This window comes from Bradyrhizobium hereditatis (genome assembly GCF_020329435.1).
Taxonomy (GTDB): domain Bacteria; phylum Pseudomonadota; class Alphaproteobacteria; order Rhizobiales; family Xanthobacteraceae; genus Bradyrhizobium; species Bradyrhizobium hereditatis.
Map to the genome: position 1 here is coordinate 196,160 of NZ_JAGKJK010000001.1, position 26,221 is coordinate 222,380.

Below are 26,221 nucleotides of genomic sequence, written 5' to 3' on the forward strand. Positions count from 1 at the left end.
GCTACACGCGAAGAGAGATCACTTCTTGGTCAGATAGATCTTGTTCTTCCAGTAATACTCGCCGGCAAAATTGTACGGCGGGAACCACGAGAGCTTGAACGGCACGATCTGCTCGGCATAAGCCTTCTGGCTGTCGATCACCTTCCTGTAGAAGGGATTCTTTGCCGCGTGCTCGGTCTGAATCTTCTCCCACTCGTCAAGGAAGTTCTTCAGGACCTCGTCGGGCGTGCGATGCATCTGGACGCCCGCCTTGAGCAGTTCCTGGCAAGCATGCGCGGTCTCGCGGTTGAAGGCGAAGTTGCGCTGCGTCGTGGCGTAGACGCTCGCCACCTTGATAATCTCCTGCAGGTCCGGAGTGAGCTTCTTCCAGACATCGCCATTGATCATCAACTGGCCACCAGTGACCGGCTCATGCATGCCCGGCGTGTAGTAGTGCTTGGCGACCTGGTGAAGACCGAGTTTCTTGTCTTCCTCGCAGTTGATCCATTCGGCGCCCTCGATCACACCGCGCTCCATTGCGGGGACGATCTCGCCGCCGGGAATGGTGACGACCGACACGCCGAGCCGGCCGTAGGTCTCTGCACCGATGCCGTAGATCCGGTACTTCAGGCCCTTGAGATCGCTGAGGCTGTTGATCTCCTTCTTGAACCAGCCCATTCCCTGCGGGTAATCAGTTGGGATCGGGAAGCCGACAACGTTCAGCTTGAGGACGTCGCGGTAGAACTCGTCGAGCAGCTTCATGCCGCCGCCGTCATAATACCAGGCCCAGTAGTCCGAGCCGTCCATGCCGTACAGTGGCCCGTGCGACATCGGAATCGTCGCGGTGTTGCGGCCGAGGATGTAGCCGAACGGTCCCATGCCGACGTCGAGAACGTTCTTGGAGGTTGCGTCGAACACTTCGAAGGGCGGCACGATCGCACCCGCCGGAAGCGTCTCGATCTTGAGGCGTCCTGCCGTCATCTTTTCGACGGTCTCCGCCCACAATTTGAAGATGAGGTGGAAGTTCGAGGATGCGGGGTGGGTCGATTGACCCTTTAGCACTAGCGGCTTTTCCGTTGTTTGAGCGTGAACCGGCTCAGCCAAAACGGTGACCATTCCAAGAGTCACCGCTGCAAGCATAGTTGAAGCATACCTCAACATGTTGTGGTCCTCCCGATGATGTTATGTGTCTTTTTTCTTTTCAGGGTGGAACCACGTCCGCTTGCTGTCAAGCGATCTCTAGCCGCAGGTGGCTGACGGTGAGGCTGATTGGACGAAAGGATGACGTCCTAATAACGTTTTCGAGCGAAGCGGGTGCCGGTTCGCATCAAGAAAACGCGTCAAAATTAGAATCTGGAGGCCGGCTCTGATTCAAGCAAAGCCGGCCTCTAGGGGCTGCGTCGCCACGGCGTGACGCTGACTTCATGGGCGGCGTCGAGCATCTGCGGCTTGCCGGGGCGCAAGCCATGTGCGGCGAGGATGTCTTGCGGCGATCGCGCAGGGACCCCGGGGAAGCAGGGTTCGCCGCCGGGAATGTGGACGTGCGGCGCCAGCGAGAGCCAGAACTCGTCGTAGCGATCCATGAACATCCCGAACACGCCGGGCCCACCGATCACGGCGACGGTGCCGGTCTCGACGCCGGCGCGGCTGCAGGCAGCCTCGAACGAGGCGCCCGCCGGATTCCACAAGGTGGCTTTCGGGTTGGCCGGATCGGGCGCGATCGCGTCGATCTTTCGCGTCAGGATGATCCTCTTGCGGCGCGGCGAGTTCGGCTGGTCTTCGTAGGAATTGCGGCCGTGCAGGACCAGATCGGCGCGGTCGAGGGCGGCGGTGAAAAACGCCTTGTCGCCCTCGAACTTCAATTCATCAGGCATGACGTTATGCGCGTCAGCCAGCATGCCGTCCGCGGAGACGATGACATAACCTTCGATACGCAGCGCCGCCACGGGAAGCGTGTCGCGGAAGCGTTATTCCGAGATCGTCTGCACGACGCTGGAGACCGGCCGCGAGCTCACGGTCGGCAGCTTCAGGTCCTTGACGATGTCTTCGTCGTACTGCGCAATGGTCTGCACCGGCGTCTTGGCGCGCATCGCGACCACCTTGTAGCCGCCGGCCTTCAGCTTCTTGAGAAGCTCGGGCAGCGCTTCCGCGGTGTGCTTCTGGAAGTCGTGCATCAGGATGATGCCCTTGCCGTTCTTTTCGACCTTGCGCATCACGTTGTCGATGATCGTCTGCGCCTTGCTCGCCTTGAAGTCGAAGGAATCGAGGTCGCAGGAGAAGATCCCGATGTTGCGCTCGCCGAGATAGGTGACCATCTCCGGCGGGTGCTGCAGCGCGGGGAAGCGGAAGAACGGAGCCGGGGCCTTGCCGCCGAGCGCCCATTTCACGGCGCTGAAGCCCTTTTCGATTTCATCCTTGCGCTGCTGCTCGGTCAGCTTCTTGTTGACGAGCGCGGCATGCGACCAGGTATGCGATCCGATCGAGTGGCCGCCCGCCATCACCTGCTTGAGGATCTCGGGATAATAGGTGGCGTGCTTGCCGATCGGGAAGAAGATGCCGGTGGTGCATTCTTCCGCGAGCGTCTTCAGCACCGCGGGCGTATTCACTGGCCACGGCCCGTCGTCAAACGTCAGCACAACCTCCTTGTCGCGAAGGAAGTCGAGCTCCTTGAAATGCTCGAAGCCGAAGCCGGGACCGCCTGTCGTATCGATCTCGACAGTGCGACCAATGCCGAGCGCGTTCGGATTGTTGCAGGGCGGACGGGTCGAGACCGGTGCCGGCGGCGGAGCGGGGACTGGCGCTGCCGCGGGAGTGGCTTGAGGAGCGGCCGCCGCGCCCTTCGTGGGTAGCGCCTGCGACCATGCCGTACTTGATGCCAACAACGAAACCGCGCCCGCCAAGAATATCCCTGCCGCCATACGCATCTTGTTTTCCCCAAGTCTTGAATCCCACACCCGGTCGCGGCGCTGCCGTCGCCCGGTCTGCCTCCATTCCCCGAAGCACATAGTAGCCTAGTTGGAGCGGGCGCGCCAACGCAACGGCTGCGATTACGCCCAGCCGATTTGTCACCGGGAGCGGTTAATTCGAATCAGGAAGCGGCCAGCGCCCGCGCGACGGCAGTCTTCACCCGTGTATCTACGGGGTCGACCGATTCCGGGAAGACCTCGGCGATATAGCCGTCGCGGCCGATCAGGTATTTATGAAAGTTCCAACGTGGAACATCCTTCGGCCGCGCTTCGGCCGCCCATTTGTAGAAGGGGTGCGCGTTCGGTCCCCTGACGGCGGCCTTCGCGGCGATCGGAAAGGTGACGCGGTGGTCTTGTGTGGTCGCGGTGATCTCGCTCGCGCCGCCCGGCTCCTGGCCGCCGAAATCGTTGGAGGGTACGCCGACGATCATCAGGCCGCGGCCACCGAACTCGCTCCACAATTCCTGCAGCCCGCTATATTGCGGCGTGTAGCCACAGAGCGAAGCCGTGTTGACGATCAGGATCGGCCGGCCGGCAAATTCGGATAGCCTGATGTCGCCGCCGGCCAGAGCAGGAAATGAAAACGCGTAGGCTGTGATGCGGCTCATGCCGGCCTGCGCCAGCGATTGCCTATTCGAGCCGACTGTTGCGAGCGCGGCCAGCGCCGCTGTCATCACGCTCCTGCGGTCGATCATGAAAAGCTCCGGCTGCGGTCCCACAGCCTAAAGCATAGCGCAACGCGGCAGCCGCGGCCGCTCAACAAGCTGTTATGGGGTCTATCGCAGCGGGACGATGAAGTCGGTGCCTTCGCCGGTTTCGCCACCCTGGTTGACGCCGAGATCGGACACAATGATCGAGCCGCCGGTTGTCAGCACCTCGGCGATCCGCGCCATGGCTTCCGGCGCGACCGTGATGCGGTCGAGCGCCTCGGCCGGGCTGTTCGGCAGCGGCGATGGCCTGGCGTCGGCAGGCGCGGGCATCTTGCGACGGCCGGCTGTGCGGCTGTCGTCGTCGATCCGGGCCGCGCTACGCGCCGTGACCGGCAGCGAGACCACCGACCAGCGCAACAGGTTGGGATCGTTCTTGTCGGCTTCCGCAGTGAAGACATGCGTGCCCAGCGGCCGGTCGCTCGGTGCGATCGTGACCGGTACCTCGAACTGCGGCTTAAAGCTCTCGCGAACGTACAGCTTGGAGTCCTTGCGGCTTACGAACACCGCGATCTGGCCAGGCCTCCTGGGCGCTTCGATCTTGGCGGCCTTATCCGCGCCGGGCAGACGCGCCGGATCCTTCTTCACATCCGCCGGCGCGGTGACCACTGCCTTGGCGGGCTCGACGGGCTTTTCGGCGGCCTTCGATTCATCAGCCTCGGATTCCGTGGCCTTTGCGGACGGCTTGGCCACCTCTGCTTTCGGCGCTTCAGCCTTGGCAGGCTCCGCATCGGCAATCGCTGCGGTGGGAGCTTCGGTGTTCAACCCCTCGGACTTTGTTTGCGACTTCGCTTCGACCTTCGCATAGTCGGGCTTTTCCTCGGCCCCGCTCGATTTTGCCGCGGCGGTCGGCTGATCGCTGGCAGGCTGAACCTTGGCCACCGACGGCGTCGCGTCGGACATTGTCACGACGCCCTTCGGCAGCGCGCTGCTGGCATCTGCGGTGTGGGTCTGTTCGCGCAATGGAGCGGCATGTCCGACGCTGGGTCGAAGATCGAGGCTCGCGTCGGCGTTCACCGTGCCCGCATTGGTGGGCTTGGTGAGACTGCCCGCATCCGCGCCTTTGTCGCCCTTCACGGCAGGCGCGTCATTCGTCGGGTCGTCGGCAAGGAGAGGCTGCGGCACGACCTTCTGCGCCGCCAGCAACGGGTGCGAGAAACTGGCAGGCGTGATCTGGCCGGGTGTGATGATGACCCGCGCACCCATCCTGGTCCAGTTCCACATCTTCATCGCAAACGCCGTCGGCATGCGGATGCAGCCATGCGACGCCGGATAGCCGGGCAATACGCCGGCATGCAGCGCGACGCCTGACCAGGTGATGCGCTGCATGTAAGGCATCGGCGCGCCGCTGTAGATGTTCGAGCGGTGCATCTTGTGTTTCTGGATAACGCTGAATACGCCCATCGGGGTCGAATGCCCCTTCATGCCCGTCGACACCGGGCTTTCGGCGAACAGTCCCTTCGCGTCATAGACGCGGAGCTTCTGCTGCTCGATCGAGACGTTGATGATCAGCGGCCCCTGCGGCTTGGCGTTGGTTTCCCTGACTGCCTCAGTCTTGGCGGCAGGCCGGCGCGTCTTAGGCTTGCGCGGCTGCACGATCGGCATCGGCCGGTAATAGCCAGGCTCGGAATCCTGCCAGTAGAACATGGCGGCGGCATCCGCTTGGGAAACGGCGGCAACGGAGCCGGCCGCCGTCAACATCGCAATCTGCCAAAATCGCTGGTTCGAATTGATCGCGCCCGCACTGCTCGCACTAAGAAATCGATGCCCGTTCACGCGCATAGTCCTCAAATCCAGATACTCGTATCCACCGTCCTACCAATTCATTTGTTGTCGCAGAGGGGAAAAGCGTTCACCAGCGGAGGCCTTCTAATTTCGGCGCTTTTCGCCCCGATCGTAGCAAAAAAGCCTCATATTCCGTTAAACGACGCGCCGGCTAAGAGACGCCATCTGTACGGCGGTACTGAGGCCTCCAAACACTTACGGCCTTCCTGTCGGGCTTTCCGGCATTACATAGGCGGCGAGCCCTTCAGCGGAGATATCAATGACATCCAAGGCCATCGTTAAGTGTGACAAGAAGCGGGAAATTCTGGCCTTGGTGGTGCTGGTGCTGACATTGTGGCAGGCGTGCCCGGCATTGGCCGCAGAAGAGCCCGATCTGATCTTTCGCCGCTCGACTGTCTTCAAATGGCTGAGCCCCAACGACAAGCTCGCCACCTATGCCCTCGACGACCCCGAGGTCGAGGGTGTGGCCTGTCACTTCACGGTGCCGGAAAAGGGCGGCTTCAAGGGCTGGCTTGGCCTTGCCGAGGAGGTCTCTGACATTTCGCTGGCGTGCCGCCAGATCGGCCCGATCAAGTTCAAGCAGAAGCTGGAGCAGGGCGATGACATGTTCCGCCAGCGCCGCTCGCTGTTCTTCAAGAAGATGCAGATCGTGCGCGGCTGCGATGCCAAGCGCAACGTGCTGGTCTACATGGTTTATTCAGACAAGCTGATCGAGGGCTCACCCAAAAACTCAACGTCCTCGGTGCCGATCATGCCCTGGGGGACGACCGAAGCCGCGGTTCAGAAATGCGGTGAATTCATTCAGTAAGCGCGATGCCGCCCCAATCCGAGATCGGATGAGAGCCTCACGCTTACCGTTTGACCGGATTGGAATATTGGCGGGCCTCCTGGCCCGGAGCGACCTTGCGGTCGCGGCAGCCGACCAGATGCACGAATTGTTGCGGCGCCGAGACATTGCCGCGAAATTCGCCGCCTTGTTGCGACATCGCGCCACAAACGCTTGCAGGATGCGATGAGACTTTTCCTTGGCGCTCTGCCTTCAGGGAAGGATCGATCCGCGTTTCGGGGCCATTACTTCCACACAAATCTTCAACTACCGGCTGGCCGGGTTTGCGGGTCGCCGTTGCACTGCCAACATCGATGTTGCCATTACCCACGACGGCTGTCCTTTTGTTGAGGAAGGGATCACAACGCACGAGCACGCGCAAAGTTGCGCGAGCGTTCGAGTGAGTCGGCCAGGCCCGGGCCTCGGTTCAGCCGATGAGCCTGTGAACGAGGTCTTCGTCGTCAGTTGGACAAGGGCCAAAGCGGCGCCAATCGGACGGCTCGCGGCTCAGCCGGACTATCGCACGTGGCTGCATCGTATCTGAATTCATTGAATTTTTTCCGCAATTGTTTCGTCGCGCGGCGCCGACGAAACAATTCTCCTGGGCGACGAAACCATTTTCCGTTTTCGTGCAGATGTGCGGAAACAGCCGATAGTTATCAGATTGCCAACGAGACGGCGGGCGATGCCGGCCAACGACAACCGGAGACAGTCAGATGCGGACCACCAGCTTCATCCTCGCCTTCGCCTTCATCCTGGCTGGGCTGTCGACGGCTGGCTCCGCAGATCAGGCTCTGCCCGGTGTCGGCACGTTTGCCTATAATGGTTCGCCGGTTGCGAGCCCGGCACCACAGCCGATGGTTGTTGCTGCCAAGTGAACATGGCGGATACTTTGCAAGAACGCCGATAAAGGCCCTGCATGTCGGTACGTATCTGTTCTGCCGTAATTCTGTCTCTCTTCCTTCTCAGCGGCGCGGCGCAGGCCCAGGTCCAGTTTCAGCCGCCGCAGCAGACCACTTTCCGTTCCCTTTTCAAGGTGCCCGATCCGCGCGGCGAGTTCGTGCGGCTCTGCGCACCGCATATGGTTGGCCGCTGGGCGCATCCCGAGAGCGTCTGTGGCTGCCTGCACGATTATGCAGCCGCGACTGTCGAAGATGCCGACCTGCGCGAGGCGCTCTTGCGCGGCATTAGCGAGACCGGCGTGCCGACGATCGAGACCGCGTGGGTGCCGCCGTCGAAGCAATCCCAGATCGGCCCGACCTTCACCAAGATCGCCAAGCCGACGCTGCAGTGCATGTTCGATCCGGCGACGAACCAGTAACGCCAGCACGGCTCGGCCTCGACGCTGAATTCCCCGCAGGCTCGACACGCCGATGACGACCATTGTAAGCAATGGCCGGTCGACGTTCTTTCGTGAGCCAGCCAATGCAGCCGGGACGTTTCCTGCTCTCATGCGCGATGCTCGTCGCGCTGGGCCTGCCAGCCTCCGCTGCGCCCGATGAGGATCTGTTAGGCAAGGCGACCGGCTATCCGGTGGGCTCGCGCGCCAACTGGTTCTATGACGAGCGCGTCCGGATCGGATCGTTCAGCCAGCTCGATAGCATCCTGCCGCACTACACGCTGAAGAAGGCGATTTCTCCGCTACCTTTGCGCAAAGTCTCCGGTGAGCCGAAGATCGAGTATCAGTTCGAGAAGCAGACCTGCACGCTTGACGACTTCCTGAGCCGCCAGCGCGTGACCGGCTTCCTGCTGATCAAAGACGGCGAGCTGCTCGCGGAACGGTATCAATATGATCGCAATGCCGAGCATCGCTTCGTTTCGCATTCGATGGCGAAGTCGATCGTCAGCATCGCGATCGGACTGGCGCTGGCCGAAAAGAAGATCGGCTCGCTCGACGATACGATCTCCAGATACGTCCCGGCGCTATCAGGCAATCCCTATGGCGAGACGACGATTCGCAACATGCTGCGGATGGCATCGGGCGTAGCGTTCGAGGAGGTCTATGACGGCAAGGACGATCTGGCGAAATTCAACAGGATTCGCGTGAGCGAGGACGCGGTTGCGGCGCTCCGCGCGTTCACGACGCGCGAAGTCGAGCAGGGGACGCGCTTTCACTACGCGTCCAATCAGACTGTGGCGCTCACGCTGTTGATACGCGCAGTGACGGGCACCTCCCTCAGCGAATATCTGACGACGCGGCTGTGGCAGCCGATGGGTGCGGAGGCTGATGCAACCTGGATCAGGACCAGGGACGGCACCGAAACCGGCTCGGGGAGCTTCAATGCGGTCCTGCGCGACTATGGCCGCCTCGGAATCCTGCTCGCAAATGACGGCGCGCTGGACGGCAGGCAGATCGTGCCGAAGGATTACCTGCTCGATGCCACCGATTGGCGCCGCCAGCCCGAGGCATTCACGCCGCGCAAGGCGACGCCCTATTTCGGCTACGGCTACCAGTTCTGGCTGTTTCCGGGCGAGAAGCGGCGGTTCGCACTGCTCGGCGTCTACGGGCAGTCGATCTTTATCGATCCCGAGCTCAAGCTCGTGATGGTGATTACCGCCGCGGCAAAGAACGCCAGCGTCGGCAAGGAGTCGTTCGCGCGCGAACGCGACGCGCTGTGGCGCGGGGTCGTCGCTCGATACGGAACCTGGTAATTATCGCCGCTTGGTCCCTAGGCGCGGAATGCATTTGCTGGTGCGGAGCACGCCGGTCGCTGTCATCTGTGATCCCACGACTTCCTTGACCTGCCCGGTCGGGCACGTGCCGTCATCGACCAGGACACGCTGGCCGAGCCGGAGGTCGACGATGTCCCGCTCGCGCGAGAACATCTGGGCGAACGCTGACGTCGTCACGAGTGACAAGGCGATGAAGGCGGGCAGGGCGAGCGCCCCTGCGACGATGGCTCTTGCAAGCACCAATTCGGCCTCCCTCACTTGCTCTGGACTTAAGCCCGCCGGCCCGACATTGATCTGCAGCCCTTGATGGAGGGCGAGCTTAGTGACGCCGTGGCGATTCTCATAGAGCGCGGGCCGTGCGGCGCCGTGACAGCTATGTTGCAGACTTCAGCCTTCTCACGCCGTTTCCGCTGTTCACATTGCGGGTCGACTGCAAGGCCGAGAGCGATGCTTCCGCCAGTCTTCTTGCCGACGCCACCAGTTGTGGAATCGGATGGCCGGCAAAGCCGAGCACGAAGCCCGGCAGCGGACGCGCACGATGATAGGTTTCCGCCAGCAGCCAGCCTGCAACGCCGGCGTCGGCCTTTGCCTTTGCGGCAACCAGCGGATCGGTCGACGGATCAAAGCGCGCGACGAGATGCAGGCCCTGCGAGGGGACCGGCACCGATAGTTCGCCATTCGAAGCGCTTGACAGCGTCGATGCCAGCACGTCGCGCGCCTCGCGATAAAGCCCGCGCACCCGGCGCAGATTGGCCGCGAACGTGCCGGAATTGAGCATATCAGCCACCGCTCCTTCGAGCAGCGTGCCGGGAAAGCGATCGAGCGCGGCTCGTGCCGTCGTCACCGGTCCGACCAGCCGCTCGGGCAGGGCGCAATAGCCGATGCGCAGACCCGGAAACAGCGTCTTGGCGAATGTGCCCATGTAGATGACGCGCGAGAGGTGATCGATGCCGGCGAGCGACAGCAAGGGCGCGCCGTCGTAGCGAAACTCGCTGTCGTAATCGTCCTCGATCACGAAGGCGCTCGCCTCCCGTGCCCAGTCGAGCAGTTCGAGCCGCCGCGGCATCGACATCTGCACGCCCAGCGGAAACTGGTGCGACGGTGTCACGTAAGCCGCGCCGGCGGTGGGCGCGAGGGCGCGGCCTCTCGCTATGATCATGCCGGAGGCGTCGACCGGTACGGAGACCAGGCGGAGCCGGCAATGTTCAATGGCCTTTCGTGCAGCGGGATAGCCGGGGTCTTCGCACCAGATCTGGTCGCCGTGCTTGAGGATCGCGCCGAGCACGATCCGTAATGCGTGCTGCGTGCCCGACGTCAGCATGATCTGGTCGGGATCACAGCGCAGCCCGCGCGCCGACAGCAAATGATCGGCAATCGCGACGCGGAGTTCGCGGCTGCCTCTGGGATCACCGTAATGCAGGTGCTCGGTGCCGAAGGCGCGCAGGCGCCGGCCGGTAAATGCCCGGAAGCGCTGCAGTGCCCGTTCATCGATATGGGTGCAGCCGAGCGCGAGCGGGCCTTGCTGCGGCGGCTCGACCGCGATCTTCGCCTTGCTTCTGTCATTGACGCGGGCGGGAATGCGAGCGGCGACGAAGGTTCCGGAGCCGACGGTCGCCACCGCAAAGCCATCAGCGATCAGCCGCTCATAGGCCGAGGTGACTGCGTTGCGGCGAAAGCCGGTCTGCTTCGCCAGCGTGCGCGAGGGCGGCAGCGGCTCGCCGGGTTTGGCGATCCCGCCCGTTATGGCATGGCATAACGCCTGGTAGAGCCGGTGCTGGGAGGAGGCGCCCGGTGTGACGTGCGCACCCGAGAGATCGAGTGCCAGCTCCGGCTTCCGCCGCGACGGCCGGGAATTGGTCGGAATTTTTCGCATGGAATTGGCACTATCGCAGACCAAATTGGCCGGTACAACTCTCTGCAGCCGCACCCGATCCGGACAGGAGCTGTCGTGACCGACGCCGTGACCACCGATATCTACCCGCTATCGCCGCGAAACCAGGTGAAGCGACGCCATGACCGCGGTTTCTATGACCACGCGACGGTCCATGGCCTGCTCGACGCATCGATGCTGTGCCACGTTTCCTATGTGATCGACGGCCAGCCCTATTGCACGCCGACGTTTTTCTGGCGGGAGGGAAGCAAGCTTTATTGGCACGGCTCTAGCGCCAGCCGCATGCTGCGCAACCAGTCCGGTGGCGAGCGGGTCTGCCTCACGGTTGCCCACCTCGACAGCCTGGTGCTGGCGCGCTGCGGCTTCAACCATTCGGCGGACTACCGCGCCGTGATGGCGTTCGGCACGGCCTATCTCGTCACCGACGAGAACGAGAAGGAGCGGGCGCTGGTTGCCATGGTCGACCGGTTCTTTCCCGACCGGACTGCGAGCTTGCGGCAAAGCACGGTGCAGGAGATCAAGGCGACGTCTGTGATTGCGATGGAGATCGAGCAGGCCTCCGCCAAGATCAGGTCGAAGGGCGTCGCTGACGACGAGGAGGACTATGAACTCCCGATCTATGCCGAGCGCATCCCGGTGCGCACGGTGCTGGGACGGCCGGAACCTTGTCCGCGACTGCTCGACGGCGTCGAGCGGCCGGCCTCGCTGAGCGGCTATTCGGAAGGCCGCCTGCTCGAAGATGCATTGCGGGATGCGCATTTTGCGCATTACGCTGGCGGCTGAGATCGGGCTAGGGTGCGCACTCCTTCCTGAAATGACAGACTGGAGCTGCCGCATGACGACCGATACGCAACAAAGAATCCTGGACGCCGTCGACGCCGGTTTCGATTCGCAATTGGCGACGACAAAGGATTTCGTTGCGATTCCGTCAACGCGCGGCGCCGAGGGGCCGTGCCAGGACATGATCGGCGACCTCCTGCGCCAGCGTGGCTATGAGGTCGACGATTGGCATATCGACGTCGAGGACCTGAAGGATCTGCGCGGCTTCGGCCCGATCGAGCATGATTTTTCCAAAGCGCGCACGGTGGTCGGCACCTATCGGCCGTCCAATAATGCCGGCAAATCGCTGATCCTGCAGGGCCACTGCGACGTCGTGCCGGCCGGCCCGCTCGACATGTGGGAGACGCCGCCATTCTCGCCGACCATCAAGGACGGCAAGATGTATGGCCGCGGCGCCTGCGACATGAAATCCGGCACCATCGCCGCGCTTTATGCGTTGGACGCGATCAAGGCGGCGGGGTTGAAGCCGACGGCGCGCATCCACTTCCAATCGGTCATTGAAGAGGAGAGCACCGGAGTCGGCGCGCTCTCGACCTTGCAGCGCGGCTACCGCGCTGACGCCTGCTTCATCCCGGAGCCGACCGGGGAGACCATGGTGCGCTCGCAAGTCGGCGTGATCTGGTTTCGCCTGAAGGTGCGCGGCTTCCCGGTGCACGTGTTCGAGGCCGGCGCCGGAGCCAACGCCATCATGGCAGCCTATCATCTGATCCACGCACTGCAGAAGCTCGAGGCCGACTGGAACGAGCGCGCCAAGGCGGACCGTCATTTCAAGGCGGTCACCCATCCGCTCAATTTCAACCCGGGTATCATCAAGGGCGGCGACTGGGCCTCCAGCGTGCCGGCCTGGTGCGACGTCGATTGCCGCATCGCCATTCTGCCGGGCTGGTCGATCGCCGAATGCCAGAAGGAAATTTTGGCGTGCGTCTCTGCGGCAGCGCGCGACCACCGTTTCCTCTCCAACAACCCGCCGCAGGTCGAATGGTCCGGCTTCTTGTCGGAAGGCTATGAACTCGTGAACTCCGCCGAGCCGGAAGCCGCATTTGCAAAAGCGTTTGACGCCGTCTATGGCGGCGTGGTGCCGGACCGCGCTTTCACCGCGCTGACCGACACGCGGTTCTATGGATTGAACTACAACATCCCGAGCCTCTGCTTCGGCGCGAAGGGCGCCGCGATGCATGGGTTCAACGAATATGTCGAGCTGGACTCGCTGCGGAAGTCCACCAAGGCTACCGCGCTGTTCGTCGCCGAATGGTGTGGGGTGGAGAAGGTGTGAGCTAGTCGCCGGCCCACTTCGTCATTGCGAGGAGCAAAGCGAACGAAGCAATCCATGCCTCCGCGTACGCGGAGAGATGGATTGCTTCGCTTCGCTCGCAATGACGACGCGGAGGCTACGCGCTCTTTCCCCACAACGCCTGCACAATTGCATCGAGCCCATCCGTCAGCGCGGCCGGTCCAGGCTGCAGGATGATCGTCGACTTGATCTCGACAATGCGGTTGTTGCGCACCGCCGGAATATCGCCCCAACCCGGACGTTGCCGGATACGCTCCGGCACGACCTTCTTGCCGCACCAGGAGGCGAGGATCACATCGGGGGCGGCCTCGCGCACCGCGTCAGGCGAAATGATCCGGTCCTTGGCGGCCTGCTGAAACCGCAGTTTTGGCAGCACGTCCTCGCCGCCGGCAATCTCGATCAGTTCGGACACCCAGCCGATGCCGGAGATCAGCGGATCGTCCCATTCCTCGAAGTAGACTTTTGGTCTGGACGGCGGCCGAGGCGTCGCGGCGATGCGCGCGAGGCGCTCTTCAAATCCTTTTGCGAGTTGGTCGGCGCGCTCCGCCGCGCCGACCATGGCGCCGAGCGTGCGGATCATGCTGAGGATGCCAGCTATGTCGCGCTGGTTGAAGACGTGGACGGCTATCCCGGCGCGCACGAGGTCGGCGACAATGGCGGCCTGCAGGTCGGAGAAGGCCAGCACGAGATCGGGCTCGAGGGCGAGAATTTTCGGAATGTCCGCGGAGATGAAGGCGGCGACCCGCGGCTTCTCGCGACGCACGCCCGGCGGACGCACCGCATAGCCGGAGACGCCGACAATGCGATCCTGCTCGCCGAGCAGATAAAGCGTCTCGACGGTCTCTTCGGTCAGGCAGACGATACGGCGGGGCGGGAACTGGCGCATGCCTGACGATATGCCGAATTTCGGACCGCATGTCACGGCGGCCATTACCTCAGAGGTCATTGCCGGATTTACCGGCAGCGTCCATGCTGCCCGAGAAATCGCCAGAGAATGCCCGGAGGACCAATGACGCCGCTCGAGAAAGTCCAGTCGATGAAGATGCCGTTCGCGGAACTGAAGGGGGTGACCTTCACGGAAGCCGGATTGGATCGGGTGGTGGCGAAGATGGTCGTGCGGCCCGATCTCTGCACGCTGCGGAACACGATTCACGGCGGCGCGGTGATGGCGCTCGCGGATTCGGTCGGTGCCGCGGCAACCGTCATCAACCTGCCCGAGGATGCCAAGGGCACCACGACGATCGAGAGCAAGACCAATTTCATCGGCGGCGCCAAGGAAGGCTCGACGGTGATCGCTACCGCAACGCCAGTGCATCGGGGACGCCGCACTCAGGTCTGGCAGACTAGGCTGGAGACCGAGGACGGCAAGCTGGTTGCGGTCGTCACGCAAACGCAGATGGTGCTGTAGCCTCAGGCCGCCTCGACTGCCTGCACCGCGTTCAGCATCCCGGTTTGCGGATGACAATCCACATACTCGAAGAGCTGCTCGTCGGCGCGGGCGACCGTGACCTCGTGATAGAGCCGTAGCTTGGCGGCTGGTCCTAGCGTGGACAGATATTTCATGGCCGCGCCAAAGATCCTGACGTGGGTCGGGTGCGATTCAGCCCAGCGTTCGAGCGCCGACAGGCTCTTCCACCAGCTCATGCCATAGGACTTTTCGATCGTCGCACCGTCGGGGCCGACGACCGTCATGTAACGGTTCGCATAGCAGCCGATCGAGCGTCCCTCATCACGCAGAAAGTCCATACCTTCCCGCAGCACCGGCTCGACATCGCCAAGATACATCTTGCGCTCGGTGGTTTCAGTATCGCCCCAATCCTGGCCCGACCGGATCAGGCAGATGTTGTCGTGCGGAATGATCCTGATGCGCGCACCGTCGCGGATCGCGCGGGCGGAGCCTGACGGCGCCATCTCGCTGGTCTGCGACAACGGGATACGATCGCGCATGCCGCCCCAATAGGCATGTTCCAGAACTTCGCCGCTCATGCTGTCGGCGAGAACAGCAACGCCTTCGGGCCTTCCGAGCGAAGAGAACAGGGTCTCATAGCCTTCCACCGAGGGATAAAGCGCCTCGATGAAGGTGCCGAAGCCGTCATTCGTCCGCTGCTCGCCGGTCCAGCGCTCGCGTGCGGCCGGAAACCAGCGATCGAATTTTTGCGGGTCGTCCCAGTAGGCGACGGTGACGACGTTGGTGAACCCGGCCTCGTCGACATATTTCGCGCAGTCCCAATGCATGGGACCATCGACGGCAGCAAACTCTGACGTGAGCCGTACCAGCGCTTGTTCTGCGGCGGCGTTGGACGCGCCGCGGGACTGGAGGCCGAAATATGCCATCACCACGCGTGTGACGCTCGGCTTGTGCCGCGCCACGAAGGACGGATAGGGCGGCGCATAATCGTCGCCGACACGGCGATGACGCGTTCGTTCGGTTCGCAGATGCGCAGGGATCGCGGATTCCATCGGCCTGCTCCTTGGCAAAATGAGTGCCTCAGGCCTGCAGCCTGACTTCGCTCATCACTTCGGCATCGACGGGAAGCGAGAAATGCTCGACGCGATTGGCGCGCTTATTATTGAGCAACAGCCGCGTGACGTCGGGCCGCGAATAATGCCCGGCCGGATCGGCGGCGTTCTTGGCGACGCCAATCATGCCGAGATCGATATCGGCGTACAGAATGCCTTCCTGATCGGGTGGCAGTTTCTCGGCGAGCGAACTGCCGTCTGGCCCGTAGATCACGGCGTGGCCGCCGCCGACATGGAGGAATGCGTGTTTCTCGGGGGTGTCGCAGAGCTCGTCGATCATCGCCTGCGAGACCACCGCGCAGGGGCCGAGGAAGAAGCACGAGCCTTCCACCGCATAGACCTTGCTGGCGGCGTTGTTGACCTCATGGCCGAGCGCATGCGCGAACGGGTCGTACAGCGAGAAGCTCGGCCACGCCCCGACATGCACCTGTTCGTTCTGGGCATACATCGCGTATTTCGACAATGGCTGCAGGTGCTCCCAGCAGCACAGCGCGCCGAGACGCCCGACGTCGGCGCGATCGTGCACCGCGAGGTCACTGCCGTCGCCTTCGCCGAACACGGTGCGCTCGGCGTGAGTGGGCCGCAGCTTCCGCCGCTTGGCGATGGTCTCGCCATCGGGACCGATCAGCCATTGCGCGATGTAAAGGCTGCCGCCGTCGCGCTCGGAGAGCCCAAGCACGGCAGTCAGCTTCGCGCGTTTCACGGCATTGCGGATCTTTTCCGCTTGCGGGCTCTCATAGGCGAGCGAGTTGTCGAAATAGCGTTGCACAAAGCCGCGGCCGATCGCCCAGGCGGGCGCGCCAAGCCAGATCTGCCACGGGTATCCGGGAATGAAGGTTTCGGGAAACGCGATCAGCTTGGCGCCGTGCGCGGCAGCTTCCTCGATCAGCTTGATGGTCTTGTCGACAGTCGCATCGAGATCGAGAAACACCGGCGCCGCTTGAACCACCGCCACCTTGTATTTCTGATGAACCAGACCCATTGCAGCCCTCCCTTCGCATTGGACCGACACTTGTTGATGCCGAGTCTACAGCCGCGAAGACCCGGGCCGCTTGTCCGCGATGGAACGAAAACTTGTCTAAATCGGCAGATGGGCCGAAGCGGCGCTGGGGGCTGGAAGATGAGGCGGGATTGAGGGCGCTATCTGCCCGTCCGCTCCCGCCATTCGCGCGGCGAGACGCCGAAGCGCTGCCTGAAGATGCGGCTGAAATGGGCGAGGTCGTTAAAGCCCCAGGCGAAGGCGATCTCGCCGATGTGGCGGGCTTGGCAGGCTGGATCGGCAAGATCGCGCTTGCAGCGCTCCAGCCGTTGTGTCTGCACGTAGCTGCGGAACGAGGTCTGTTCGGCCGCCATCAGATCGCTGGCATAGCGCGGCGAAATACCAATGGCTGCCGCAGCGCGCGGCAGCGACAATTCGGGATCGGCGAGATGCGTCAGGATATGGTTCTTGAGCCGATAGAGCAGCGCCGAGCGGTGCACCGACTGATCCGGCAAACGCGCGTGCAGCCTGTCGGCCAGCGTCATCGCGAGCAGATCGAGGACCTGGTCGAGAAGGCGCGATGCGGCCGCGGGATCGACCAGTTCAATCGTCCGGCTCACATTGCGCGCGAAATCATAGGTCAGCCGTTCGAGCGGACGGTCGCCCGCGAAAGTCGTCGCGGTCAAACTTTCGAACGAGCCGACGCGCTGTTGCAGAAGCTTGCGTGGCATCTGGAAGATAGTTTGCGAAAAGCTGTCGTCGAAGCGTAGCTCGTACGGGCGCGTGGTATCGTAGATGACGAACTGTCCGGCGGAGACGACCGCTTCGCGGCCGTCCTGGAAGACCCCGTTCACGCCGTGATTGCCGAGCGCCATCAGCACGAAATCCTCGCTCGCGCGGGCTATTCGCGACGGCGTGCGGAATACCCGCTGTGCGGTGGAGTCGACCTGGGTGAGTGACACCTGCCCGATTCGGGATTGCGAGACCGAGCCCCAAAACGCGCCCCGCATCTCCGATTTGCAGTCTAGTCCGACGAAGGTGTCGCAGACGATGTCCTGCCACACCGCAAGCCGGCGCTCCGGCAGGCAAGAACTCGTGTCGAGCACGACAGCCACGACGGACCTCCACCATGTCAGGTGCAAAGCTTCGCCCAGAAATAAGCAAGGCTTATGCCTAGTCTGCGCCGGGCAAAAAGGCTTAACAATTGGTTAATGGGAGTGCCGCTAAATAGCTGCAATTATTGCAATAATTTAAGGCAGTATACGAAGCGGTACGGCCTTGAATTTGATGTTGCGATGCACAATATAAGTGGCCTAGGGATTCGGACGCCTCCTCGAAGGGCTCTTCTGAGAGGAGTTATGGACTATGTACCTCACCGTTATTGCGGCTGCGCTTGCCAATTCGAGCGTGCGCACGCTGAGCCAGCAGGAAGAGTTGCCGCTCTTGCGCGATCACCTGCTGCGGCTCGACCGCAACAGCCGCCGCGACCGTTTCCATGGCTTCATGGATGACAGCTTCATCGAGCGCTACGCCGAGAAATGCGCCAATGACGGCACGATCATCATAGCCTTCTTTGAAGATGGTGTGGTCAGGGGCGCAGCCGAACTGCATCCGCCGGATCAGTCACCGGATTCGCTGCCCGAGATCGCATTCAGCGTCGAAACGTCGGTGCGGCGTCGGGGCGTCGGGACCATCCTGTTCCGCAAGCTGATCAAGGAAGCCCGTGCCAAGGGCCACAAGAGCCTGCGGATCACTACCGGAGCGCAGAACGAGGCGATGCGGGCCCTCGCCAGCAAGTTCGGCGCGCAGCTTGTGTTCCGCCACGGCGAATCCACCGGCACCATCGACGTGACGAAGTATGATCAGGCCGAATTCGCCACGTCCTGGGTCGAGAACACGGTCAATGCGATCCGCGCGGTCGTGGCTTTCAACCGTGCCTATTGGCGGATGGTGCTTCGGATGGCCGGATCGGCTCCGAAGGAATGGGGCGCCTCATAGGGATCCGTACGATTGATCACGCAAAAATTGCCCAAGGCCGAACGATGAGGCCTTGGGCTTTTTCTTGCGCAATTCGGGCAGGCTGCGGCGAGCCGTCAGGTGCCGGTACGCTTGTCGTTGCCGAAGCGCCTGATCACGCGGCGCTCGACCACGACGGCGCGCTGCGCGCCTTGTTCGCCGGCGATGACACGGGTGGCTGATCGCGCCATGGCGCGGCTGGTTTTCTTCACCTCAGCCAGCACGTCCTCGTAGGGCAGGCCCATCAGCGCGGCGGCGATTTCCGCCTGCTGCTGCTGATCGTCGGTGATGCCCACCGCGGCGAAGATTGCCTCCTCCAGCGTCGGCGGATCCCGCCGGACGCGTCGTGTACCGTATTTCGTGTTCCAGTCTTCGCTCATTGGGGCCTCGCATTGAATCGAGGAAATACCTAGGTGCACGAATGTTGCATTGCAATATGAATTTCGGATGGCAATACAGCCATGCATCTACAACCTCTCAAGTCTGGCCGGCTTATGTGGTTCTGCGGCTACGGCGCGGAATTGCTGGCGGCGGCCAGATCCAGCGGCTGCGGTGGCCAGCGCTTCAATGCGGCATGTCCGGCATCGGTCAGCACGTAAATGCCGCGCTCGGCGCGATCGAACCAGCCATAGACGTTGTGCAGGAGGATTTTCCCGGCATCCGGAATCTCCGCCCGCAAATCCCTCACGCGTCGTGGCCCGCCTGAGAGCGCGAAGGCGCAGGCCAGCGCCTGCTGACGGTAGGCCGTCATGATCGGTGCGCGGGTCGATCCGCCCATGACAGGATCGCCCTTGCGCTTCTGATGCTCGGCGATCAGCCGTGAGCGCTTTTTGGGATCGCGGCGCGGCGCTGCGGTCGGCGGCTTGACCAGCACCTCGACATCCCCGGAGTTCGTGACAGCGAGCATGCCAAAACCCAGGCGGCGGCAGAGATTGCGATAGCGCGCATCGCTTTCGCGGCCCTTGCCGCGTGCGGATAGTTTGGCGGCGAGCCATACCTCGTCGGCGGCGCCCGCGCGATCAACCGCCTGCAAGATCAATTCGAGATTGAAGGACAGCTTCAGTTCGCCGATCACGACGATCGGCGGGTCATCGCCGCTCAGCGCCACCAGATCGCAGCCGCCGACCTCGCCCTTGACGGTGAAGCCAAGCTTTTCAAGGAAGCGTTTGACGGGAAGATAAAGCTCGGTTTCCAAGATTTGCTCCGGCGGGCCGGGCGGCCGCGACTCAGTGCCCGGACTCTAGCCGAATTCGGGCAAAGCGTTTGATCGTCTGGTGCTCGGCCGGCTATTCTGGGCGCCGGGACAAGGCCAGAGGTAATCGAGGGAACCTGCGAATCCAGTGTTTGCGGGTCAAATTGCGTTTGCCGATGCAAAACGGGCAGGGCGTGCTGCAAGGACTTTACAAATTCAGTTTTGTCACCGAGCGCGGGACCGGATGCGGCGTGATGTTCGCCACCGAAGGCGGCCGGCTGTATGGCGGCGATTCCGGCTCGTCCTTTGCCGGCGGTTTCACCTCGGCTGACGGCGTCATCTCCGTCGAGGTTACGATGTCGCGTCACAACCACGATCCGAACTACGTTCCGATGTTCGACGTCGACCACGCCGTCTTACATTTCACCGGCATGCCTCACGGCGACGAGATTCATTTCGAGGGCGGCAGCGCCGCGATGCCAGGCGTCCACTTCAAGACCGTGCTCACGCGGATCAACGACTCCGATGCACCGCCGCCCGGCGAGGTCGGCCCCGACGGCATCGGCAACGGGCTTTACTCCATCCACATCCGAATGCTCGATGGCATCGACGCCGGCAACACCGGTGTCATGATGCTGCAGGACGGCCGGATCAGGGGCGGCGACGCCTTCTTCGACTATATCGGTGCGTATTCGGCGGCGAATGGCAGATGGAAGGGCGAACTCATCAACCGCGAGCATACGTCGGCCCAAAGCGAGCGGCCGCTGTTCAGCGGCCATGAAGTCGGCATCGGCTTTTCCGGCACCTACGATAATGACGGCGCGGAAGGCGAAGCCACCGCACTTGCCGGCAAGCGCAGCATCCGCTTCAAGGCCGTGCTGCGAAAGCTGGCGGAGGTGGAGGGTTAGACCCTCCCGTTTACCGGCAGCAGCGCGCCGGTCACGGCGCTCGCCGCGTCGCTGGCGAGGAACAGGATCACTTCGGCCAACTCGTTCGGTGTCACCCATTTGGCGAAATCGGCTTTCGGCATGCTGGCGCGGTTGGCCGCGGTGTCGATGATCGACGGCAGCACGGCATTGACGGTGACCTTGCCCTTGAGCTCGGCGGCGAGTGCTTCCGTCAGCCGATGCACGCCGGATTTGGAGGCGGCGTAAGCACCCATGCCGGCGCCTGCCTGCAGCGCGCTCATCGCACCGACATTGATGATCCGCCCGTTGCCCGATGCGACGAGATGCGGGATCGCGGCGCGCGACGCGTTCAGCGCGGTCATGACGTTGAGCGCGTACATCCGCTGCCATGTCTTGGGATCGCCATCAGCCACTGCTTCGAAGGCGAAGCCGCCAGCAATGTTGATCAGCACGTCGAGCTTGCCAAAATGCGACGCCGCGGCGTGGATGGCTTTCCTGGCTTGCGCCGCGTCGGTCAGGTCGACACCGCCGAGCTCGAACAGATCGGCCGTAGCCGGAGCTTGCGTAGGCGCATGATCGACGCTCGCAATCCTGGCGCGGCGCTTCAGCGCTTCGTCGACTACGACGCTGCCAAGCGCGCCTAATGCACCCGTCACGACAACGACTTTACCGTCCATGATGGGTCTCCATATGCATGCGTAAAATATGAGTCGACACTAGCGCGGAGCTTTTCATTTGCAATGCGGCGAATTTCTGCGCTTAATGCGGGTGTGTGATTAAATATTCTCGCGGAGGATGTTCAACATGCCCGCAGCGCAAAAGACTTGCGACACACACAGCGATCTCTTCAATTTCGTGCATGAGCTTCCACGCTTCGCGGAAAGCTTGAAGAAACAGCGAAAGATCAAGGTCGTGGCCATTGGTTCGTCGTCGACAGCGGGCGAAAGCGACGTTGTGCCTTACCCGGAACGGCTAGCGATGTTGCTGCGGGAGCATTACCGCGACCACATGATCGACGTGCTGAACCACGGCATCGGCGGTCAGGAAGCGACCACCGAATTGTTGCGCTTCGAGCCCGACGTGCTTGCTGAGGCGCCTGCGTTGGTTATTTGGCAGGTCGGCACCAATGCCGTCTTCCGGAAGGACGAATTTGATTTCGGCGAGGTGATCGCTGCGATCAAGATGGGGCTAAATCGGTTGTTGGAGCGCTCCATCGACGTGGTGGTTATGGACTCGCAATATGTTCCGGCCGTTGTGAACGGAGAGAAGCTGAAATTGTCTGAGGAACTTGTGGGGAAAATCGGGCAGGCGGCGAACGCCGTCCGCGTCAACGTCTTCCGCCGCTTTGAATTGATGCGGCACTGGGTCACTCAGGACGGGCTGTCGATCGGGGAGCTAGTCCGCGAGGGCGACGAGAAGATGCTCCACATGAGCGATTGGGCGACCAATTGCGTCTCAAGGGCGTTGTTCGAGTCGATTAGAGGGCGCGTGGAAGCGTAGGGCACCACGTAAGACTACGGAATGGGGCAAAATCGATAAAATTTGCCCGAGTTCTGTAAGCCGTTCGCAGACTCCGTTCGGTACAAGGCGGAGACCAACAAAAGGCAGGGGGATTTGTCATGGGTTTGCCGGATCACGGTTTACCGCTTGTTCAGCTTAAGGAGCAGCGGCGTGACCTCGTCGTGGCGCTGCAGAACCGCAGCGGTCCGGTCTCGAGCTGGGAACTGATGCAGATCGCAGCGATCCAGCAGGCGATCTCGGCGTTCGAGGACGTCATCGCCGATCTCGACGCCGAAATGGAAATGGAAGCGGCGGCCTGAGCCGATAGGCGCTGCCTTCCGGATAGTCCACGGCCTGCTTTACGGTTCGCGTGCGACGGATAGGATTGCAGCATGCGCCGGGCGCTGGCATTTCCGCTCGTTCTCACCGCGCTATTTGCGCAGCAGGTGCCTGCTGCGTTGGCGCAGGCCTGCGTTGCCGACCAACATGGTGGGCTCGTCTGCGGCCAAGGGAAGGCGGCGATGCGCGTCGTCGCCGATACCATCTCACCATCGAAGAATTACGCATTCGCCTGGCGCAGCGAGCAGGGCTTGTCCGTCGGCGATCCGCCGCCGCCCGGCGTCGAAAACCTCCTGATCCGTATCAGCGACGGCGCTGTGCTTGCCAAGCTCGGCGGCGAGTACTGGGCGACCGGTGAGATGCGCGCCAACCGCTACGAACTGGTGGCCGCGTGGTCGCCGGACAGCCGATCCGTCATCGAGGTCGCGAACAGCCGCTCGAAAAGCGATTCCTTCGCCTATTACCGGATCGAGGGCGCGACGGCGGTGAAGTTCGATCTGCGTGCGCTGGTCGAGCCTGTCATGACAGCCAGACTGCCGCCGCGAAACCGTCAGGGCAATTCCTTCAGCGTGCGTACCGATTTGCCGCTGACGCTCGATGAGCGCGGCCGCGTGCGCTTTACCGCGATGCTCTATGTGCCCAAGAGCGAAACCACCAATGACTACAAGGTACAGGTCAACGTCCGGACCACAGGCGGCAAGCCGTCCGCGCAGGTCGTATCGATGCGGCGCGTAAAGTAGATCAGCGCTGCAGATAGCGCGCTTCGAGATGGGCGCGCTCGGCCTTGCCTATGCCGAGGCCGTCGCGGATGTAGCTTTCGAGATCGCCATAATCAGCATTGATGGCCTGGAACGCGGCGGCGAGAAAAGATGCCTGCACGGAGCCGAGCACCTGTCTGACCTCGTCGGGCAAGTCCGTGCTGTGGTTGGGATCCCGCCGGTAGAAGCGGTTGGTCAAGAGATAATCTTCCGAGATGACGTCCTCGGGAACGCCGAGCGTATGCAGGATCAGCGCACAGGCAAAGCCGGTGCGGTCCTTGCCGGCGGTGCAATGGATCACCAGCGGCGCACGGTCTTCGAGGAGATGCGCAAACAGCGCGCGGAAATGCTGCGTGTTGCTCTGGACGTAGCTGCGGTAGGAGTCGCACATTACTTCAACGGCATGATCGGTCGACAGCGGCGTGCCGCCCGCCGCGATCGCGCGCAACGCCGCGACGACCGTGGGTTCGACCGGCAGCGAATGAACTGATATTTCGGGCATAGCGCATAGCGCGGCGACGCGTTCCTCGGTGCCGCGAAAATCGAACGCGCTGCGGACGCCAAGCTCGCGCAGAACGGCGACGTCGTCATCGGTAAGATGGCCGAGATGGTTGGAGCGGAATATCTGCCGCCAGCGCACGATCCGGCCGTCGCCGGTTGGATAGCCGCCGAGATCGCGGAAATTGCTGGCGCCGGAAAGATTGAGATGGCGGGCAGGGGAATCTGGCATCAGTGCAGCAGGTTCGACGACAAGGGGCGAAGGTGTCGTTTGGTTCAGTCTCGTCTATACTGAACTCTCACGAGGGCGAAATATGAATCGGCGGAACATTGCGGTTTTTGGGGCGGTGCTAGGTCTCACCGCGGTTGCAGCCATGCCATCGCCGGCGTTCGCGCAGTCCAGCTTCCGGAACTATCGCTGCGCTGACGGATCACAATTCATGGTCGGTTTTTTCCAGTACGACAAGCGCGCCCATCTGCAGCTCGACGGTAAGGCCATCACGCTGCCCAAGCGCGTGGCGCTGTGGGGGTCGCGCTATCAGGCCAAGGGCGTGACGTTGAGGATCACCAAGACCGGGGTGGTGACGCTCAAGCACGCCAGACGGAAGACTACGACCTGCGAGCAGCAGACATGAAAAAGGGCCGAAACGATAACGTTTCGACCCTTTTCAGTTCACCGTCCGCGCCCTGATGATCGGGCGCGTCCCTGCCAAACACTTCCCGGACATCAGTGATCACGTTCGTTGTTGGCATCCTGGATGGCGGCGGCGTGGTACCAGCTGTCGCAGCAGTCCGCGAGGTTGACCGTCTCCGCGGCAAACTCGGCCGGCTTGGTCTCGGAGTACCGGCCTCCCCGGAGAGCCGCACGGCCCCCGGTTGGGAATTGATAGATCTTGGCAGACCCCTGACTCACACCCGTATTGATCATGGCAGTCTCTCCTTCGCGTCGACGCGCGTACCTCCATGGTGCGCCCGACTCGTTCTCTAGTGGTTTAAGTCGATATTGTTGGTGCCCCGGGTGGGTGCAAGTGCCCAAGATGGCGGCACGTTTTGTCTATTTCGTGAGCAATTTTGGCATTGCTTCCTGCGAGGCAGCAGTTGCATGACCAACGCGTGACCCGGTGGGATGGTTGCCCGGGTAGGTAGGCACCCCGCGCGCGGGGCTCAGAGCTTTGCCGCTCCTTTAAGCGCCTGACGGCCTGGAAACGGAAATGCCGGAGAAATGGGCTGGATTCGCCCTGCGAGCGTGCCGCCGAACCGCCCGATTTGCAGGCCTGCCGCGCTTCTATGTCGCAGCTCTTATTTTAGGTCGCCGCGCGGTCGTCCTGTGGATGACGCCTGCCGCAGTGCAGCGATTGGCACGCTTAATGCTTACCAAGAGGCGGCCTGACGTGGCCGGGTACACGTATGCGGAGACCTCCAGGGGCTGGGCGTCAAAATCCAGATTTCAAGGCTTCGGTTTCCCGCATTTCAAAGTAGCAACTCAAGAGAGGCTCAATGACCAAGTACAAGCTCGAGTATATTTGGCTCGACGGGTATACGCCGACGCCAAATCTGCGCGGCAAAACCCAGATCAAGGAATTCGACAAGTTTCCGACGCTCGAGCAGCTTCCGCTGTGGGGCTTTGACGGTTCGTCGACCATGCAGGCCGAAGGTCACAGCTCCGACTGCGTGCTGAAGCCGGTGGCGGTCTATCCGGACGGCGCCCGCACCAACGGCGTGCTGGTGATGTGCGAAGTCATGATGCCCGATGGCAAGACCCCGCACCCCTCGAACAAGCGCGCGACCATTCTGGACGACGAGGGCGCCTGGTTCGGCTTCGAGCAGGAATACTTCTTCTACAAGGACGGCCGTCCGCTCGGCTTCCCGTCGGAGGGCTATCCGGCGCCGCAGGGCCCGTACTACACCGGCGTCGGCTACAAGAACGTCGGCGACGTCGCCCGCAAGATTGTCGAAGAGCACCTCGATCTCTGCCTCCATGCCGGCATCAACCACGAAGGCATCAACGCCGAAGTGGCGAAGGGTCAGTGGGAATTCCAGATCTTCGGCAAGGGCTCCCGCACCGCCGCCGACCAGATGTGGATGGCCCGCTACCTGATGCTGCGTCTGACTGAAAAGTACGGCATCGATATCGAATTCCACTGCAAGCCGCTCGGCGACACCGACTGGAACGGCTCCGGCATGCATGCCAACTTCTCGACCAAGTACATGCGTGAATTCGGCGGCAAGGACTATTTCGAGAAGCTGATGGCGGCCTTTGAGAAGAACCTCATGGACCACATCGCCGTCTACGGCCCGGACAACGACAAGCGTCTGACCGGAAAGCACGAGACCGCGCCCTGGAACAAGTTCAGCTATGGCGTGGCCGACCGCGGCGCTTCGATCCGCGTGCCGCACTCGTTCATCAAGAACGACTACAAGGGCTATCTGGAAGACCGTCGCCCGAACTCCCAGGGCGACCCCTACCAGATCGCTTCCCAGATCCTGAAGACCATCTCGGAAGTCCCGACCGGCGCCAAGGCGGCGGCCTAAGCTGACTGACGATACGACCGG

At 62.4% G+C, this 26,221-nt stretch carries 31 protein-coding genes; 14 read left to right on the plus strand and 17 right to left on the minus strand.

Features of this window, described 5'->3' with window-relative positions; translation table 11 throughout:
- Positions 1-18: 18 nt before the first annotated feature.
- From J6524_RS01025 to J6524_RS01045, 5 genes are all read right to left on the minus strand, one after another.
- On the minus strand, positions 19-1,041 hold the full coding sequence (locus J6524_RS01025) for a TRAP transporter substrate-binding protein (protein ID WP_225668337.1): 1,023 nt from the start codon (positions 1,039-1,041) through the stop codon (positions 19-21).
- Positions 1,042-1,367: 326 nt separating this feature from the next.
- Entirely contained in the window at positions 1,368-1,877 is a 510-nt protein-coding gene (locus J6524_RS01030; RefSeq protein ID WP_225669295.1) for a dihydrofolate reductase family protein, read from the minus strand.
- 69 nt (positions 1,878-1,946) lie between these two features.
- The gene (locus tag J6524_RS01035) at positions 1,947-2,903 is read right to left on the minus strand and encodes a polysaccharide deacetylase family protein (RefSeq protein WP_225668338.1); all 957 of its coding nucleotides are present in this window, start codon (positions 2,901-2,903) and stop codon (positions 1,947-1,949) included.
- 164 nt (positions 2,904-3,067) lie between these two features.
- Complete coding sequence (locus J6524_RS01040) at positions 3,068-3,640, minus strand: glutathione peroxidase (RefSeq protein ID WP_225668339.1); 573 nt, start codon at positions 3,638-3,640, stop codon at positions 3,068-3,070.
- Positions 3,641-3,721: 81 nt separating this feature from the next.
- On the minus strand, positions 3,722-5,353 hold the full coding sequence (locus J6524_RS01045) for a L,D-transpeptidase (protein WP_225668340.1): 1,632 nt from the start codon (positions 5,351-5,353) through the stop codon (positions 3,722-3,724).
- Positions 5,354-5,696: 343 nt separating this feature from the next.
- Between J6524_RS01045 and J6524_RS01050 the strand changes: the two genes are divergently transcribed.
- Positions 5,697-6,245, plus strand: a complete 549-nt coding sequence (locus J6524_RS01050; protein WP_225668341.1) for a CreA family protein — start codon at positions 5,697-5,699, stop codon at positions 6,243-6,245.
- A gap of 43 nt (positions 6,246-6,288) precedes the next feature.
- On the opposite strand, the gene J6524_RS01055 is transcribed toward J6524_RS01050, so the two are convergent.
- Positions 6,289-6,645, minus strand: a complete 357-nt coding sequence (locus tag J6524_RS01055) for a hypothetical protein (protein WP_225668342.1) — start codon at positions 6,643-6,645, stop codon at positions 6,289-6,291.
- A gap of 334 nt (positions 6,646-6,979) precedes the next feature.
- On the opposite strand from J6524_RS01055, the gene J6524_RS01060 reads away from it, so the two are divergent.
- The 3 genes from J6524_RS01060 to J6524_RS01070 all read left to right on the plus strand — a co-directional run bounded on the left by J6524_RS01060 (position 6,980) and on the right by J6524_RS01070 (position 8,915).
- The gene (locus J6524_RS01060; protein ID WP_225668343.1) at positions 6,980-7,141 is read left to right on the plus strand and encodes a hypothetical protein; all 162 of its coding nucleotides are present in this window, start codon (positions 6,980-6,982) and stop codon (positions 7,139-7,141) included.
- A 41-nt stretch (positions 7,142-7,182) separates the two neighbouring features.
- The gene (locus J6524_RS01065) at positions 7,183-7,584 is read left to right on the plus strand and encodes a hypothetical protein (protein WP_225668344.1); all 402 of its coding nucleotides are present in this window, start codon (positions 7,183-7,185) and stop codon (positions 7,582-7,584) included.
- Positions 7,585-7,688: 104 nt separating this feature from the next.
- Entirely contained in the window at positions 7,689-8,915 is a 1,227-nt protein-coding gene (locus J6524_RS01070) for a serine hydrolase domain-containing protein (RefSeq protein ID WP_225668346.1), read from the plus strand.
- Here J6524_RS01070 and J6524_RS01075 read toward each other — a convergent pair whose 3' ends face one another.
- The gene (locus J6524_RS01075; protein WP_376711977.1) at positions 8,916-9,176 is read right to left on the minus strand and encodes a DUF6719 family protein; all 261 of its coding nucleotides are present in this window, start codon (positions 9,174-9,176) and stop codon (positions 8,916-8,918) included. It abuts the gene before it with no gap.
- 133 nt (positions 9,177-9,309) lie between these two features.
- Positions 9,310-10,809, minus strand: coding sequence for a MocR-like pyridoxine biosynthesis transcription factor PdxR (gene pdxR, locus J6524_RS01080; protein WP_225668348.1), 1,500 nt, complete (start codon positions 10,807-10,809; stop codon positions 9,310-9,312).
- Between the two features lie 75 nt (positions 10,810-10,884).
- Here pdxR and J6524_RS01085 point away from each other — a divergent pair, with 75 nt between their 5' ends.
- Positions 10,885-11,610 carry a pyridoxamine 5'-phosphate oxidase family protein gene (locus J6524_RS01085; protein WP_225668349.1) on the plus strand — a complete coding sequence of 242 codons (726 nt, stop codon included), beginning with the start codon at positions 10,885-10,887 and terminating at the stop codon, positions 11,608-11,610.
- A 52-nt stretch (positions 11,611-11,662) separates the two neighbouring features.
- Positions 11,663-12,940 (plus strand): ArgE/DapE family deacylase, encoded by a 1,278-nt coding sequence (locus J6524_RS01090; RefSeq protein WP_225668351.1) that lies wholly within the window; start codon positions 11,663-11,665, stop codon positions 12,938-12,940.
- Positions 12,941-13,055: 115 nt separating this feature from the next.
- On the opposite strand, the gene J6524_RS01095 is transcribed toward J6524_RS01090, so the two are convergent.
- Positions 13,056-13,844, minus strand: a complete 789-nt coding sequence (locus J6524_RS01095) for a cobalamin-binding protein (protein WP_225669297.1) — start codon at positions 13,842-13,844, stop codon at positions 13,056-13,058.
- Between the two features lie 123 nt (positions 13,845-13,967).
- On the opposite strand from J6524_RS01095, the gene J6524_RS01100 reads away from it, so the two are divergent.
- On the plus strand, positions 13,968-14,366 hold the full coding sequence (locus tag J6524_RS01100; protein WP_225668352.1) for a PaaI family thioesterase: 399 nt from the start codon (positions 13,968-13,970) through the stop codon (positions 14,364-14,366).
- A 2-nt stretch (positions 14,367-14,368) separates the two neighbouring features.
- Here the strand turns inward: J6524_RS01100 and J6524_RS01105 are convergent, their stop codons facing one another.
- From J6524_RS01105 to J6524_RS01115, 3 genes are all read right to left on the minus strand, one after another.
- Positions 14,369-15,418, minus strand: coding sequence for a phenylacetaldoxime dehydratase family protein (locus J6524_RS01105; protein WP_225668354.1), 1,050 nt, complete (start codon positions 15,416-15,418; stop codon positions 14,369-14,371).
- Between the two features lie 28 nt (positions 15,419-15,446).
- Positions 15,447-16,460, minus strand: a complete 1,014-nt coding sequence (locus tag J6524_RS01110) for a carbon-nitrogen hydrolase family protein (RefSeq protein ID WP_225668355.1) — start codon at positions 16,458-16,460, stop codon at positions 15,447-15,449.
- Positions 16,461-16,618: 158 nt separating this feature from the next.
- Positions 16,619-17,572, minus strand: coding sequence for an AraC-like ligand-binding domain-containing protein (locus J6524_RS01115; RefSeq protein ID WP_225668356.1), 954 nt, complete (start codon positions 17,570-17,572; stop codon positions 16,619-16,621).
- Between the two features lie 250 nt (positions 17,573-17,822).
- Between J6524_RS01115 and J6524_RS01120 the strand changes: the two genes are divergently transcribed.
- On the plus strand, positions 17,823-18,455 hold the full coding sequence (locus tag J6524_RS01120) for a GNAT family N-acetyltransferase (protein ID WP_225668357.1): 633 nt from the start codon (positions 17,823-17,825) through the stop codon (positions 18,453-18,455).
- Between the two features lie 95 nt (positions 18,456-18,550).
- On the opposite strand, the gene J6524_RS01125 is transcribed toward J6524_RS01120, so the two are convergent.
- Together J6524_RS01125 and J6524_RS01130 are read right to left on the minus strand one after the other, a co-directional pair.
- Positions 18,551-18,853, minus strand: a complete 303-nt coding sequence (locus J6524_RS01125) for a hypothetical protein (RefSeq protein ID WP_225668358.1) — start codon at positions 18,851-18,853, stop codon at positions 18,551-18,553.
- A 128-nt stretch (positions 18,854-18,981) separates the two neighbouring features.
- Complete coding sequence (locus tag J6524_RS01130; RefSeq protein WP_225668359.1) at positions 18,982-19,668, minus strand: DUF2161 domain-containing phosphodiesterase; 687 nt, start codon at positions 19,666-19,668, stop codon at positions 18,982-18,984.
- 173 nt (positions 19,669-19,841) lie between these two features.
- Here J6524_RS01130 and J6524_RS01135 point away from each other — a divergent pair, with 173 nt between their 5' ends.
- Positions 19,842-20,573 carry a hypothetical protein gene (locus J6524_RS01135; protein ID WP_225668360.1) on the plus strand — a complete coding sequence of 244 codons (732 nt, stop codon included), beginning with the start codon at positions 19,842-19,844 and terminating at the stop codon, positions 20,571-20,573.
- On the opposite strand, the gene fabG is transcribed toward J6524_RS01135, so the two are convergent.
- On the minus strand, positions 20,570-21,250 hold the full coding sequence (fabG, locus tag J6524_RS01140; protein WP_225668361.1) for a 3-oxoacyl-ACP reductase FabG: 681 nt from the start codon (positions 21,248-21,250) through the stop codon (positions 20,570-20,572). The genes J6524_RS01135 and fabG overlap by 4 nt on opposite strands.
- 127 nt (positions 21,251-21,377) lie before the next feature.
- Here fabG and J6524_RS01145 point away from each other — a divergent pair, with 127 nt between their 5' ends.
- The 3 genes from J6524_RS01145 to J6524_RS01155 all read left to right on the plus strand — a co-directional run bounded on the left by J6524_RS01145 (position 21,378) and on the right by J6524_RS01155 (position 23,152).
- Positions 21,378-22,073, plus strand: coding sequence for an SGNH/GDSL hydrolase family protein (locus J6524_RS01145; RefSeq protein WP_225668363.1), 696 nt, complete (start codon positions 21,378-21,380; stop codon positions 22,071-22,073).
- A 119-nt stretch (positions 22,074-22,192) separates the two neighbouring features.
- Positions 22,193-22,393, plus strand: a complete 201-nt coding sequence (locus J6524_RS01150; protein ID WP_057839937.1) for a hypothetical protein — start codon at positions 22,193-22,195, stop codon at positions 22,391-22,393.
- 72 nt (positions 22,394-22,465) lie between these two features.
- A complete protein-coding gene (locus tag J6524_RS01155; protein ID WP_225668365.1) occupies positions 22,466-23,152 on the plus strand; it encodes a hypothetical protein in 687 nt (228 codons plus the stop codon).
- 1 nt (position 23,153) lies between these two features.
- Here the strand turns inward: J6524_RS01155 and J6524_RS01160 are convergent, their stop codons facing one another.
- Positions 23,154-23,900, minus strand: coding sequence for a tyrosine-protein phosphatase (locus tag J6524_RS01160; protein ID WP_225668367.1), 747 nt, complete (start codon positions 23,898-23,900; stop codon positions 23,154-23,156).
- Positions 23,901-24,042: 142 nt separating this feature from the next.
- Here J6524_RS01160 and J6524_RS01165 point away from each other — a divergent pair, with 142 nt between their 5' ends.
- Positions 24,043-24,303 (plus strand): MliC family protein, encoded by a 261-nt coding sequence (locus J6524_RS01165; protein ID WP_225669298.1) that lies wholly within the window; start codon positions 24,043-24,045, stop codon positions 24,301-24,303.
- 92 nt (positions 24,304-24,395) lie between these two features.
- Here the strand turns inward: J6524_RS01165 and J6524_RS01170 are convergent, their stop codons facing one another.
- Positions 24,396-24,596, minus strand: coding sequence for a DUF2735 domain-containing protein (locus J6524_RS01170; RefSeq protein WP_225668369.1), 201 nt, complete (start codon positions 24,594-24,596; stop codon positions 24,396-24,398).
- 569 nt (positions 24,597-25,165) lie between these two features.
- Here J6524_RS01170 and J6524_RS01175 point away from each other — a divergent pair.
- Positions 25,166-26,200, plus strand: a complete 1,035-nt coding sequence (locus tag J6524_RS01175; protein ID WP_225668371.1) for a glutamine synthetase beta-grasp domain-containing protein — start codon at positions 25,166-25,168, stop codon at positions 26,198-26,200.
- Positions 26,201-26,221: the final 21 nt, after the last annotated feature.